Origin of the sequence: Micromonospora sp. WMMD730 (genome assembly GCF_049178955.1) — a bacterium.
Taxonomy (GTDB): domain Bacteria; phylum Actinomycetota; class Actinomycetes; order Mycobacteriales; family Micromonosporaceae; genus Micromonospora; species Micromonospora wenchangensis.
Map to the genome: position 1 here is coordinate 5,792,264 of NZ_JBMHML010000002.1, position 13,002 is coordinate 5,805,265.

The 13,002-nt window shown below is 73.1% G+C and carries 7 protein-coding genes and 1 pseudogene; 2 read left to right on the forward strand and 6 right to left on the reverse strand.

Annotated elements, in window-relative coordinates; translation table 11 throughout:
• Positions 1-8 precede the first annotated feature (8 nt).
• Together ACN265_RS24590 and ACN265_RS24595 are read right to left on the reverse strand one after the other, a co-directional pair.
• Positions 9-1,892: an acetolactate synthase large subunit gene (locus ACN265_RS24590; protein WP_204923741.1), complete on the reverse strand. Its 1,884-nt coding sequence runs from the start codon at positions 1,890-1,892 to the stop codon at positions 9-11.
• Positions 1,893-2,131: 239 nt separating this feature from the next.
• The gene (locus tag ACN265_RS24595; protein WP_421409769.1) at positions 2,132-4,546 is read right to left on the reverse strand and encodes a putative bifunctional diguanylate cyclase/phosphodiesterase; all 2,415 of its coding nucleotides are present in this window, start codon (positions 4,544-4,546) and stop codon (positions 2,132-2,134) included.
• Between the two features lie 110 nt (positions 4,547-4,656).
• Here ACN265_RS24595 and ilvD point away from each other — a divergent pair, with 110 nt between their 5' ends.
• Positions 4,657-6,504, forward strand: a complete 1,848-nt coding sequence (gene ilvD / locus ACN265_RS24600; protein WP_421409772.1) for a dihydroxy-acid dehydratase — start codon at positions 4,657-4,659, stop codon at positions 6,502-6,504.
• A gap of 127 nt (positions 6,505-6,631) precedes the next feature.
• Here the strand turns inward: ilvD and ACN265_RS24605 are convergent, their stop codons facing one another.
• The 3 genes and pseudogenes from ACN265_RS24605 to ACN265_RS24615 all read right to left on the reverse strand — a co-directional run bounded on the left by ACN265_RS24605 (position 6,632) and on the right by ACN265_RS24615 (position 9,769).
• Positions 6,632-8,296 carry a SulP family inorganic anion transporter gene (locus ACN265_RS24605; RefSeq protein ID WP_421409774.1) on the reverse strand — a complete coding sequence of 555 codons (1,665 nt, stop codon included), beginning with the start codon at positions 8,294-8,296 and terminating at the stop codon, positions 6,632-6,634.
• A gap of 104 nt (positions 8,297-8,400) precedes the next feature.
• Positions 8,401-8,724, reverse strand: a pseudogene (locus ACN265_RS24610) (ArsR/SmtB family transcription factor); the annotation flags it as partial.
• A gap of 145 nt (positions 8,725-8,869) precedes the next feature.
• Positions 8,870-9,769 carry an acetyltransferase gene (locus ACN265_RS24615; RefSeq protein WP_421409776.1) on the reverse strand — a complete coding sequence of 300 codons (900 nt, stop codon included), beginning with the start codon at positions 9,767-9,769 and terminating at the stop codon, positions 8,870-8,872.
• Positions 9,770-10,042: 273 nt separating this feature from the next.
• Here ACN265_RS24615 and ACN265_RS24620 point away from each other — a divergent pair, with 273 nt between their 5' ends.
• Positions 10,043-10,954 carry a hypothetical protein gene (locus ACN265_RS24620; protein ID WP_421409777.1) on the forward strand — a complete coding sequence of 304 codons (912 nt, stop codon included), beginning with the start codon at positions 10,043-10,045 and terminating at the stop codon, positions 10,952-10,954.
• Between the two features lie 7 nt (positions 10,955-10,961).
• On the opposite strand, the gene ACN265_RS24625 is transcribed toward ACN265_RS24620, so the two are convergent.
• Positions 10,962-12,971 carry an FAD-dependent oxidoreductase gene (locus tag ACN265_RS24625; RefSeq protein WP_421409780.1) on the reverse strand — a complete coding sequence of 670 codons (2,010 nt, stop codon included), beginning with the start codon at positions 12,969-12,971 and terminating at the stop codon, positions 10,962-10,964.
• Positions 12,972-13,002 lie beyond the last annotated feature (31 nt).

Sequence of the window (13,002 nt, forward strand, 5' to 3'; positions counted from 1 at the left end):
CACTCATCTCAGATGTCGTCCTCGTCGAACGTCGGGCGGACGCCCCGGGCGAACATGATCTCGTCGTTGCTGGTGCCGGCGGCCACCATCGGCCAGACCATCGCGTCCTTGCCGACCGTGAAGTCGATCACGACAGGTGCGTCGGTGATCGCCATCGCCGCCTCGATCGTCTTGTCGACGTCCTCAGCGTTCTCGCAGCGTAGGCCGACACAGCCGAGCGCCTCGGCCAGCTTGACGAAGTCCGGGATGCGGTGCTTGTGGGTGCCCAGCTCGGTGTTGGAGTAGCGCCCCTCGTAGAACAGGGTCTGCCACTGCCGCACCATGCCCAGGTTGCCGTTGTTGATCACCGCGATCTTGACCGGGATGCCCTCCAGCGCGCAGGTGGCCAGCTCCTGGTTGGTCATCTGGAAGCAGCCGTCGCCGTCCACCGCCCACACCACCGTGTCCGGCCGGCCGGCCTTCGCGCCCATCGCCGCTGGGACGGCGTACCCCATGGTGCCGAGGCCGCCGGAGTTGAGCCAGGTGCCCGGCTTCTCGTACGAGATGAACTGGCTGGCCCACATCTGGTGCTGGCCGACCCCGGCCACGTAGATCGCGTCCGGGCCGACGATCTCGCCCAGCCGCTTGATCACGTACTGCGGGGACAGGGTGCCGTCGGCCGGCTCGTCGTAACCCAGCGGGTACCGCTCGCGCAGGTCGTCGAGCTGGTGCCACCAGTCGTGCAGGTCGGTGCGGCGGCCGGCCTTCTGCTCGGTGGTCACCGCCGCGATCAGCTCGTCGATGACGTGCTTGGCGTCACCGACGATCGGGACGTCGGCGTGCCGGTTCTTGCCGATCTCGGCCGGGTCGATGTCGGCGTGCACCACCGTGGCGTCCGGGGCGAACGAGTCGAGCTTGCCGGTCACCCGGTCGTCGAACCGGGCCCCCAGCGCCACGATCAGGTCGGCCTTCTGCAGGCCGTAGACGGCGGCGACGGTGCCGTGCATGCCGGGCATGCCCAGGTGCTGACGGTGCGAGTCGGGGAACGCGCCCAGCGCCATCAGCGTGGTCACCACCGGGATGCCGGTCAGCTCGGCGAGCTGGCGCAGCGACTCGGTCGCACCGGCCTTGAGCACCCCGCCGCCGACGTAGAGCACCGGCCGGCGGGCGCCGCTCATCAGCCGCGCCGCCTCCCGGATCTGCTTGCCGTGCGGGTGCAGGGTCGGCCGGTAGCCGGGCAGGTCCAGGGTGGGCGGCCAGGAGAAGGTGGTCGCCGCCTGCAGGACGTCCTTGGGGATGTCGACCAGCACCGGGCCGGGACGCCCCGTCGCCGCCAGGTGGAACGCCTCGGCGAGCACCTGCGGGATCTCCTCGGCGTTCTGCACCAGGAAGTTGTGCTTGGTGATCGGCAGGGTGATGCCCTGGATGTCCGCCTCCTGGAAGGCGTCCGTGCCGATCATCGGTCGGGCCACCTGACCGGTGATCGCGACGATCGGCACCGAGTCCATGTACGCGTCGGCGATCGGGGTGACCAGGTTCGTCGCGCCCGGCCCGGAGGTGGCGATGCAGACGCCCACCCGGCCGGTGGCCTGCGCGTACCCGGTGGCGGCGTGTCCCGCGCCCTGCTCGTGCCGGACCAGGATGTGCCGCACCGAGGAGTCGTAGAGCGGGTCGTAGGCGGGCAGGATCGCCCCGCCGGGGATGCCGAAGACGACGTCGACGCCGAGCGCCTCCAACGACCGCACCAGGGAGCCGGCACCGGAGACCGGGACCGGCCCGGACGGCCGTACGGCCGGGGTGGCCGGCGCGGCGGCGCGCGGCGGGGTGGTGTGGTCGGCGTCGCCGGCCGGCTCGGTGACCGTACGGGCCCGCCGGGCGGAGTGGGCGAGGGTCTCTGGCGTGGGTCTCGTCATGGCGGTTCAGGCCTTCGGCTGGAGTTGGGTGGAGCTGCTACGACAGGTGCGACGGGGGCGGTGGCCCGCCCCGGTGGTTCCGACGGCAATAAAAACGGCCCTCGTGCAGATGCACGGGGCCAGCGCACTCTCGACAGCGGGAGAGTGCGCTCAGGTGAGTACTCGCAGCGACCGGTTCGACGACATGGGCCAAGCCTGACGCATCTCACGCGATGAGTCAACTGATCCCACATGTTGGTTCACGAACGGGGGACGCCATCCCCGTTGGGGGTCTCGTCAACCGGCCCGGCCTGCGCGGACTCGTCGTACGCCGGGCGCGGGGCGGGCGTCGCCGGGGATGCCGGTGGGTGGGATCGCAGCCGGGGCAGCAGCGGCGACGGGGCGGGTCGCCGAGGCGGGGGCGGCGGGGCCGGTGGCGCCGACGCGGGGCGGGCGCCCGGCGAGGTGGCCGCCTCCAGCATCGCCTCCAGGTGCTCGGCCGGCACCCCCCAGCCGAAGAGCGCACCCTGGCCGAACCGGCAGCCGGCGGCGACCACCGCGGCCAGCTCGGCCGGGTTGGTGACCCCCTCGGCGATCACCTCCAGGCCGAGCTGGTGACCCAGCCGCATGACGATGTCGACCATCGGGGCGAACGCCGGCCCGTCCCGGCCCACCGGGCGGACCGGCTCGTGCTCGGCGACCAGACTGTGGTCGATCTTGAGGATGTCGATCGGCAGCCGGCGCAACTGCCCCAGCGACGAGTACCCCGCGCCGAAGTCGTCGAGCGCGATCCGTACCCCGGTGCGCCGCAGCGCGGTCAGCCGGCGGATCAGCTCGTCCAGGTCGGTGGCGACGGCGTGCTCGGTGACCTCCAGCACCAGCCGCTGCGGCGGCACGTGGTGGGCGCGCAGCGCCTCGGCCACCTGCACCACGTACTCCGGGGCGTGCAGCTCGCGCGGCGAGACGTTGACCGACACCCACACGTCGTGGCCGTCGGCGAGCCAGCGGGACAGCTGCCAGCACGCCTGGTGCAGCACCCAGGCCCCCAGCTTGGCGATCATCCCGCACTCCTCGGCCAGCGGGATGAACTCGTCCGGCCGGACGTTGCCCAGCTCGGGGTGGTGCCAGCGCAGCAGCGCCTCGGCACCCACCGGCCGCACCGAGGGCAGCGACGCCACCGGCTGGAAGGCCAGCCGCAGCTCGTCGCGCTCGATCGCGCCGCGCATCTCGTGCTCCAGCCGGGTACGCCGGGTCAGCAGTTGGTCGTAGCTGCCGTCGTACCGCTCGATCCGGTTCTTGCCGCGCTGCTTGGCGTAGCGCAGGGCCAGATCGGCGTGGCGCAGCAGGCCGACCACGTCCGGATCGTCGCCGCCCTGGCCGGCCACCCCGATGCTGACCGAGAGGAAGACCGCCCCGCCCTCCTGCTCGTACGGCCGGCCGAGCACCCCCAGCAGCCGCTCGGCCACCACGTCCGCGTCGGTCGGCCGGCCCCGCATCAGCACCGCGAACTCGTCGCCGCCGAGCCGGGCGGCCAGGTCACCGGGGCGCAGGTTGCTCCGCAGCCGCCGCCCCACCTCGGCGAGCACCATGTCGCCGACGTCGTGGCCGCGCATGTCGTTGACGTTCTTGAAGCCGTCCAGGTCGAGGCCGAGCAGCACGCAGCCACCCCCCTCGGTGGCGCAGCGCTGCATCTCCCGCAGCAGGCCACGCCGGTTGGCGAGGGTGGTCAGCGGGTCGGTGTGCGCCAGTTCCCGGAAGTGCGCCTCCCGGTCGGCCAGCCGGTGGGCGTAGCTGCGGACGTCGTTGAGGGTGAGGTACTGCCGGGTGACCAGGGCGAAGCCCTCCAGGCTGCCGGCGATGATGCCCAGCGCGTCGAACCGGCCGCCCTGGACGAGGTGGTACATCGCCGAACCGGCCATCGCCACCATCGGGATGAAGGCGTACTCGCCGTCGCGGCGGATCAGGTCGATGTCGACCTGGCCGGGGGCGTCCACCCGGTGCACGGCGAGCGCCCCGGCGAGCATGCCCACGGCGAGCAGCGCGGCACCGGTCAGCGCCATCGTCGAGCCACCCTGGCAGACCCCGGCGGCCAGGCCGAGACCGCCGGTGGCGGTCGCGGTGATGCCGACGCCGAGCACGGCCAGCCGGGTCCGCGGGCCGTCGGCGCGGGCCACCACCATCGCGGTGAGCCCGGCGGTGAGCGCCACGGTCACCGACGCGAGCAGGATGGCCGGACAGGCGCTCGGCGTCGCCGGCCCGAGCAGCCGGGTCGGCTCCGAGAAGAGCACCCAGCCGACGAACCAGATCGCGGCGGCCACGGTCAGCCCGTCGAGCAGCAACCGCGCGGCGGCGGCCCGGGCCACCATCGCGCCGGGCAGCCGGAGCAGACCCGCGCAGTAGCCGAGCCCGCTCAGCGCGGTGCCGACCGCGATCAGTGACGCCCATCCCATTCCCTGACCGCGTTGGTGTGCCCCGTGTTCGGTCGCGCCGAGCACCGCGACGGTGCCGGCGATCAGGGTGGCCAGGGCGATCGTGGCGGCCACGGCGAACAGCAGGTGCGCCTGGCGGTGCGGCCCGCCACGCCGCCGGGCCGAGTCGGCCAGCAGTGCGGTGGCGGCGACGGCGAGCAGGCCGCTCAACACCGCCACGGCGACCATGCCCGGGGGTAAACGCACGACCTCAACTGTGCCGGATCGGCGCCCGCCACGGGGTACCGGGTGTGCAACTGTTGGGACACGGCGCGAGCGGTGGGAGCCGCCCGCCGGGCGGTGTAAGACTGGTACCCATGCCTGAGCTGCGGTCGAGGACCTCCACCCACGGTCGGACGATGGCCGGTGCCCGGGCCCTCTGGCGGGCCACCGGGATGACCGACGACGACTTCGGCAAGCCGATCGTCGCCATCGCGAACAGTTTCACCCAGTTCGTCCCCGGTCACGTCCATCTGAAGGACATGGGTGGCCTGGTCGCGGACGCGGTGGCCGAGGCCGGCGGGGTGGGGCGCGAGTTCAACACCATCGCCGTGGACGACGGCATCGCCATGGGCCACGGCGGGATGCTCTACTCGCTGCCCAGCCGGGAGCTGATCGCCGACGCGGTCGAATACATGGTCAACGCGCACTGCGCGGACGCGCTGGTCTGCATCTCGAACTGCGACAAGATCACCCCCGGGATGCTGCTGGCCGCGCTGCGGCTCAACATCCCGACCGTCTTCGTCTCCGGCGGCCCGATGGAGGCCGGCAAGACGGTGGCGATCGAGGGCGTCGTGCACTCCAAGCTCGACCTGATCGACGCGATGGTCGCCTCCTCCAACGAGGCGGTCACCGACGACCAGCTCGGCGAGATCGAACGTTCCGCCTGCCCCACCTGCGGCTCCTGCTCCGGCATGTTCACCGCCAACTCGATGAACTGCCTCACCGAGGCGATCGGTCTGGCCCTGCCCGGCAACGGCTCGACGCTGGCCACCCACGCCGCGCGCCGCTCGCTGTTCGTGGAGGCCGGCCGGACCGCGGTCGCGATCGCCAAGCGCTGGTACGACCACGACGACGCGTCCGTGCTGCCCCGCGCCGTCGCCAACCGCAAGGCGTTCGACAACGCGGTCGCCCTCGACGTGGCGATGGGCGGGTCGACCAACACGATCCTGCACCTGCTCGCCGCCGCCCGCGAGGCCGAACTCGACTTCAGCGTCGCCGACATCGACGCCGTCTCCCGGCGGGTGCCCTGCCTGGCCAAGGTCGCCCCGAACTCGCCGAACTACCACATGGAGGACGTGCACCGCGCCGGTGGCATCCCGGCCATCCTCGGTGAACTCGACCGCGCCGGCCTGCTGCACCGCGACGTGCACGCCGTGCACTCCCCCTCGCTGGCCCAGTGGCTCACCGACTGGGATGTCCGGAGCGGCTCGCCCCTTCCCGAGGCGGTCGAACTGTTCCACGCCGCGCCCGGCGGGGTGCGCACCATCGAGCCGTTCTCCACCACCAACCGCTGGTCCACCCTGGACACCGACGCCGCGCAGGGGTGCGTGCGGGACCGGGAGCACGCCTACACCGCCGACGGCGGGCTGGCCATCCTGCACGGCAACCTCGCGCCGGAGGGCTGCGTGGTGAAGACCGCCGGGGTGCCCGAGGAGTGCCTGACCTTCCGGGGCCCGGCCAAGGTCTACGAGTCGCAGGACGACGCGGTCGCGGCGATCCTCGCCAAGGAGGTCGTCGCCGGGGACGTCGTGGTGATCCGCTACGAGGGCCCCAAGGGCGGCCCCGGCATGCAGGAGATGCTCTACCCCACCTCGTTCCTCAAGGGGCGCGGGCTGGGCCGGTCGTGCGCGCTGCTCACCGACGGCCGGTTCTCCGGCGGCACGTCCGGGCTGTCCATCGGGCACGCCTCCCCGGAGGCGGCCTCCGGTGGGCTGATCGCCCTGGTCGAACCCGGCGACGAGATCGTCATCGACATCCCCGCCCGGTCGATCGAGCTGAACGTGCCCGACGACGTGCTGGAGGGCCGCCGGGTGGCGCAGGAGAAGCGGGACCGACCGTACACCCCGCTCGACCGGCAGCGCCCGGTGTCCGCCGCCCTGCGCGCGTACGCCTCGATGGCGACGTCGGCCAGCGACGGCGCGTACCGCCGCGTCCCGGAGTAGTCCGGACCCGCGCCGCCCGCGCCCGCGACGCCATATCGGCGATGTAGCGGTATCCCCGTGCGGGGACACCGCTACATCGCCCCCGATGAGTCGATCAACCGCCAGCCGGGCGCACGCCGGCTGGTCGTCAGGTGGGGACGGGGCCGCGGAGCAGGTCGCGGGCGTGGGCGATGGCGGCCGGGGTGTCGGGGAAGACCAGTCCGTCGCGGCGCAACTCGTCGGCCACCCCGAGGGTCGAAAGCACCTGGTCGTGGTCGGGGGTGATGCCGGAGAGCAGCACGGTGATCCCCCGTCCGCGCAGCCGCCCGATGGCGTCGCCGAGCACGTGCGCGCCGGTGGCGTCCAGCGCCGACACCCGGGACATCCGCAGGATGACCACCCGTACGTCGGCCACCTCGGACAGTTCCAGCAGGAAGGTGTGCGCGGCGGCGAAGAACAGCGGCCCGTCCAGCCGGTACGCCACGATGTGCTCGGCCAGCAGGGCGTGTTCCTCGGCGCTGTGCTCGCCCCGGTCGAGCGGGACCTGTTCCAGCCGGGCGCTGCGGGCCACCGCGCGCAGCGCGATCACCACCGCCACGGCGACCCCGACGGCGACGGCGGTGACCAGGTCCCAGGCCACGGTGACGGCGAAGGTGAGCACCAGCACCAGGGCGTCGCCCCGGGTGGCGCGGGCCAGCGCCCACAGCGATCCGGCCTCGATCATGCGTACCGTGGTGGCGAGCAGCACCCCGGCGAGCGCGGCGAGTGGGATCCGGCCGACCAGCGGGGCGGCGGCCAGCACGATCGCGGCGAGCGCCACCGCGTGGGTGAGCGCGGCCAGCTTCGACGCCGCCCCGGCGCGGACGTTGACGGCCGTGCGGGCGATGGCGGCGGTGGCCGGGATGCCGCCGAACACGGGTGCGGCGAGGTTGGCCAAGCCCTGACCGAACAGTTCCCGGTCCGGGTCGTGCCGTTGCCCGACGGTCATCCCGTCGGCGACGGTGGCCGACAGCAGGCTCTCCAGCGCGGCGAGCGCGGCCACCGCCAGTGCCGACGGCAGCAGCACGCCGACCGCGCCGGGGTCGAGGAAACCCAGCGACGGCGCGGGCAGCCCCTGCGGCAGGGCGCCGATCCGGGCCAGGTCGAGCGGGAGGGTCTCGGCGAGCACGGTGGCGACGGCCACCCCGAGCAGCGAGAACGGTACGCCGGGCCGGAAGCGTGCGCCGAGCAGCATCAGCGCCGCCACCCCGAGCGCGACCGCCAGCGCCACCGGCCGGGGGTGTACGATGAACCGGGCGACGGCGTCGGCGGCGACGGCCCACACCCGGTCGCCGTGCGCGTCGGTGACGCCGAGCGCGGCAGGCACCTGTTGCAGGGCGATGACCACGGCGATACCCGCGGTGAAGCCCTCGATGACGGGGGTGGGCAGGTAGCGGACGTAGCGGCCGAGGCGGGCCAGGGCGAGGGCGATCAGCAGCAGCCCGGCCAGCGCGCCGACCATCAGCACCCCGGTCGGGCCGAACTGCTGCACCACCGGCACCAGCACCACGGTCATCGCCCCGGTGGGGCCGGAGACCTGGAGGTGGGAGCCGCCGAACACGGCCGCCACCGCTCCGGCGACGACGGCGGTGACCAGCCCGGCCTGCGCGCCCAGCCCGGAGGTGACGCCGAAGGCGAGGGCGAGCGGCAGGGCCACCACGGCCACGGTCAGCCCGGCGACCAGGTCCCGCCGGGGTGAGCGGCGTACCGCCTGCCAGTCGGCGCGGTCGGGCAGCAGGCCGAGGACCCGGTCGGCGACGGCGGCGACGCTCACCGGCCCGGCCGGGTCGACGGGCCGTCGGTGACGTGGACGCGCGGCCCGTCGCCGGCTCCGGCGGGGCCGGGTGGGCCGGAGACGGGGCCGGTGGCCGCGTCGGGGGCGGCGCGGAGTTCGTCGAGGAGGGCGTCGCGGTCGGTGAGGACGGTGCCGAGGATGCGTCGGCCGGCGGCCAGCAGGTCGGCCACGTCGGGGGTGCTCAGCGAGTACATCACCAGCGGGCCGTCCCGGTAGGAGGTGACCATGCCGGCCCGGCGCAGCACGGCGAGCTGCTGGGAGAGGTTGGACGGCTCGACCTCGATGACGGCGAGCAGGTCGCGGACCGGCTTCGGGCCGTCCTGGAGCAGTTCGAGCACCCGGATCCGCACCGGGTGCCCGAGGGTGCGGAACAACTCCGCCTTGGCCTGGTACAGCGGGACCGACACCCGGAGCCTTCTTCCGTCGACGACGTGAACACTTTAGCACTTGCGAAATTCTTCAATTGACCTGTCGCGTGGTTCGTGACTCCCGGTTCGTGGCCGCGCCGGGCGGCGTGCCCCCGGCAGGTCCGCCGGGGGCACGCCGCGCCTGTCAGTCGATGCTGGAAGCCGTCGGGGCCGGCTCGAAGAACAGCCGGGTGCGCAACTGCCGGAACCCGGTGCGTTCCAGCTCGGCGACCACCGCGACCCGGTGGGCGTCCACGTCGGCCACCACCTCCCGGGCCCCCTCGGCCACCAACGCCGCGACCGAGTCGGCAAGCAACTCGCCCCGCGCCGCCCCGTCCAGCAGGCCGAGGTAGCCGAGCTGTGGAAAACAGGCGTCCCCGGTCGTCCCGGCGAGCCCGACCGGCTCCCCGTCGACCAGGGCGACCCGCCAGGTCGCGCCGGTCAGCCAGGCCCGTGGATCGGTGGCCAGGTCCACCCCGGCCACCGCCCGGGCGACCTCCCGGCCGGTCAGCACGTCCGGCTCGGGGATCCGGGCGACGAGGGCGTCGACCTCGCTGCCGTCGGTGGCCGGGCGGACGGCGTAGCGGCCGGCGGACGCCGGCGGTGGGGTGCCCGCCCACGAGCAGCGGAGCCGCTCGCCCCGCTCGACCAGCCCGGCGAGTCGGGCCGCCGCCAGCGGCGCCCGGACCACGGCGAGCACCTCCGGCCGCCGCCGCCAGTGCGCGGGCAGCCCGGCGTGATAGGGGTACGGGCCGCCGAGCGCCTCGTGGGCCGCCCGCAGCAGCTCGGCACCCACCTCAGGTTCGGCGGTCAGGTCGAAGCGGTCCAGCCAGGGCGTACCGACGGCCCCGGGCGGCAGGAGCCACGCGGCCCGACCGACCACCCGGCCGCCCCGCAGGGCGATCCAGGTGCGCTCGGGCCGGTAGCCACCCCCGGCGACACCGTCGGCGTAACCGACCTTGCGTAGTTGGGGCAGCGGGTCGGGCATGGACTCGAACAGATCTTCCTCGCCCGCGACGAGCGGGCGGATGACCAGGTCGGTCATGGGGAATCCTCCGGAAGGCGAACGCCCCGGTCAGATCCGCGTGGACGCCGGGACGCGGAGGGGGCGCAGAACATCGGACATCGTTCTGACCTCCTTCCGGCTCGACGGCGTGCCGCCGAACGTACCCAACGTGCCGGCACGGTCGCAACACCGCTGTCACGCTGATCGCCTGTCGGGAGCCATCCAGGGCTGACGCCGTGTTCTACCGTGGACGGTGCCGCAGGGCCGCAAGGACCGGAGGCGGTACGGATCGCCGAGCATCGTTGGGGAGAGATGAGCGCTCATCCGCACCCGGACGCAGAACCGGAACTCCCGTTCTCCTGGCTTGCCGACGCCCCGCTGTTCATCGACCGGGACCAGGTGTCAGCGTTCTACGACGCGGTGGTCATGCCCGAACACGAGACCGGCAAGATCACTCTGTCGACCAGGGACATCCGGGTGTCGAGGAGCAGCACCAGCGGAAAGCTGGGGGCCCGCATCGGAACCAGGGACCTGCTGGCCTCCCTCTTCCCGTTCCTCGATGCTCACGTCGCCTTGGAGGGGACGCACGGTCGCGAGAAGTCGACGCAGGCCGAGCAGGGAGACTCGATCGAGCTTCACCCGATCAGGAACCCGCACCGGCAACTCCTCCAACTCGCCCTGCACTATGCGGCCCATCTACCCGACAGGGTGACATTCGCCCAGGACGAGAGCTGGCTGGACGACCTCGACCGGAACTTCATCGGGGACAGCCCCCGGGCACTCGTCTTCGTCGATCTTCCCGCCGGGCAGGCGATCATTCCGCTGGCCGCCGAACTGGCGACCGGAAGAGTGGTTGCGATCTTCGACGACCTGGTGGCCGAGATCTCCCGCACCGTCCGTACGCTGCCGCCGCACTACCCGGCGACCGAGGAACCTGCGACGAAGCGCGAGTACTGGCGCTGGTTCTCGGACAACTACAGCGCCATCGCCGCGATGAACGTGCTCGAACGGGGCATCGGCGACGGCGGCCCGGCCCAGTGGGTGGATTACCGGGTCCACCTCAACGACAGGTCGCTCCAACTCTCCCTGCGGGGTCGGCGCAACTTCGAGACAGGAATCTACGCATACTCGATGATCCGCCGTGGCAACCAGCACGGGCTGCGGATCGTGGGCACCCTGAAGTCCGGCCCCGGGCTCAACGTCCTCGCCGTCTTCGAGAAGTGAGGAAGGGTCAGGCCGGGACGAAGCGGGCCGCGTCGGCGACCACGTAGCCGTCGGTGCCCTCGGTGCGGATCAGCACGCTGCCGGCCGTACCCGCCGGGAACTGGTACGTCCCCAGCGACACCCACTGCCCGCCCGAGGTGCGCTGGTCGACCACCCGGGTGGTCACCCCGCCGCCGTGCACCACGTCGACCGGGACGTTGCCGGCCCGGTTCGGGTCGGCCGTCCAGCGCAGGTGCACCGCCCAGCTCCCGGCCGTCGGCAGGGACGGGGTGAACCGCAGCCGGTTGACGCCCTTGCCGGTGTTGCCGTCGTGCTCGTAGTCCGACCCCCAGTAGCCGCCGATCGCGGTGCTGCCCACCCAGACGCCGGCCCGGGTGACCCCGGCCGACCGGTTGTCCACCACGATCTCGCCGTCGACGGTGGGCGGCCAGGCGAGGATCTGCCCGTCCCGGCGCAGCCGGGCCTGGAGGGCCGCCACGTCCACCTGCTGCACCGGCGCGCCCGTGTCGAGCGCCAGTTTCGCCGCCGTGGCCGCCGACTGGGCGAGGATCATGAAGACCGGTTCCATCCGGATCGACCCGTACGCGATGTGGGTGGCCGACAGGCAGACCGGCACGAACAGGTTGGCGCACTGCCCGGCGGCGGGCACGACCGACCGGTAGCTGACCGGGTACGGGCCGGGCACCCCGACCTGCACGTCCCCCTCGTTCTTGACCAGCCCGTCGACCACCACCCGCTGGCAGTTGTGCGAGTCCATGGTGTAGCTGGCCAACCCGATCGAGTCGGCGGCCCGCACGGTGCCCCGGCAGTCCCGCTCGGTCATCACGTACGCCGACACCATCCGGCGGGCCTCCCGGACGTAGAGCTGCGGGGGCCAGTTGCCGGTGGCGGTGAACTCGTCGGCGGCCAGGCCCCAGCCGGCGACCCCGGACCGCACCGATGCCGGCAGCCGGGGGTCGTTGGCCAGGAACCACATCAGCCCCTGCTGGTACGTCAGGTGGTCGGCGGTCAGGCTGTCCCGCTGCGCCCGGGTCGCCGTCGGGTAGGCGTGGTTCGCGGCGATGAAGTCGGTGGAGAACGCCCCGGTGTTGTTCGAGTCGGTCTTGCCGCCGCCGACGCTCTGGGTGGTGAAGAACGGCCCGGTGTAGCCGGCCTGCACGTACCGCAGCAGCAGTTCGTAGTCGGCCGGGTCGTAGCCGGCCGGCTGCGGGAACGGGACCCGGCCGGCGGCCTGGGTCAGGCACATCCGGAAGTTGTACGCCTGGATCCGCTCGTCGCCGGTGCCGTTGCGCGCGACCGGAGCGGCGGAGATGCCGGGAAGCAGCCCGCTGGCCGGGTCACCCGGCACCACGTACGGGTCGACCGGCCTGGTGAACTGGTGTTCCCCGCGCAACTGCACCCCGTTGATGGTCTCGCCGTACGCGGTGTTGGCCTCCCGGCCGACGGTGTACGACACCCCGGCGGCGGCCATCAGGTCACCCTCGTACGTCGCGTCGACGAACATCGGGCCGGTGAAGAGTTGCCCGTGTTCGGTGACCAGCCCGGTGATCCGGTCGCCGGCCCGCGCGACCGTGGCCAGCGGGGCGTCCAGGTAGACCGGGACCGCGTGCTCGGTGAGCAGGTCGTCGAGGACCCCGGCGGCCACGTGCGGCTCGAATACCAGCCGCATCGGCGAGTCGGGGGTGACCGGGGTGCCGTGGTAGCGGGCGTACACCCGGCGGTAGAACTCCCCGGCGAGGCCACCGATGGCGGCGCTGGTCCCGCTGTCGGTGTAGCCGAGCCCGCCGGTGGTGAGCCCGCCGACGTGGCGGCCCGGTTCGACGATCACGGCGGTGCCGCCGAGCCGGCGCATCTGCACGGCGGCCATGATGCCGGCCGAGGTCGCGCCGTAGACCACCAGGTCGACGGTGACGGTGCCGGCGGCCAGGGCGGGCAGGCCGAGACCGGTGCCGGCGGCGACGACGAGGGTGGCCCCGCCGAGGCGGAACAGGTGCCGGCGAGTGAGCGCGGACGACATCACGGCTGCCCTTCGAGCGAGGGGAAGGAGC

What these genes read in the sequence shown, in the direction of transcription:
- ACN265_RS24590 (WP_204923741.1), bottom strand. Translation starts at nt 1,892, where the DNA reads ATGACGAGACCCACGCCAGAGACCCTCGCCCACTCCGCCCGGCGGGCC.
- ilvD (WP_421409772.1), top strand. Translation starts at nt 4,657, where the DNA reads ATGCCTGAGCTGCGGTCGAGGACCTCCACCCACGGTCGGACGATGGCC.
- ACN265_RS24615 (WP_421409776.1), bottom strand. Translation starts at nt 9,769, where the DNA reads ATGACCGACCTGGTCATCCGCCCGCTCGTCGCGGGCGAGGAAGATCTG.
- ACN265_RS24620 (WP_421409777.1), top strand. Translation starts at nt 10,043, where the DNA reads ATGAGCGCTCATCCGCACCCGGACGCAGAACCGGAACTCCCGTTCTCC.
- ACN265_RS24625 (WP_421409780.1), bottom strand. Translation starts at nt 12,971, where the DNA reads ATGTCGTCCGCGCTCACTCGCCGGCACCTGTTCCGCCTCGGCGGGGCC.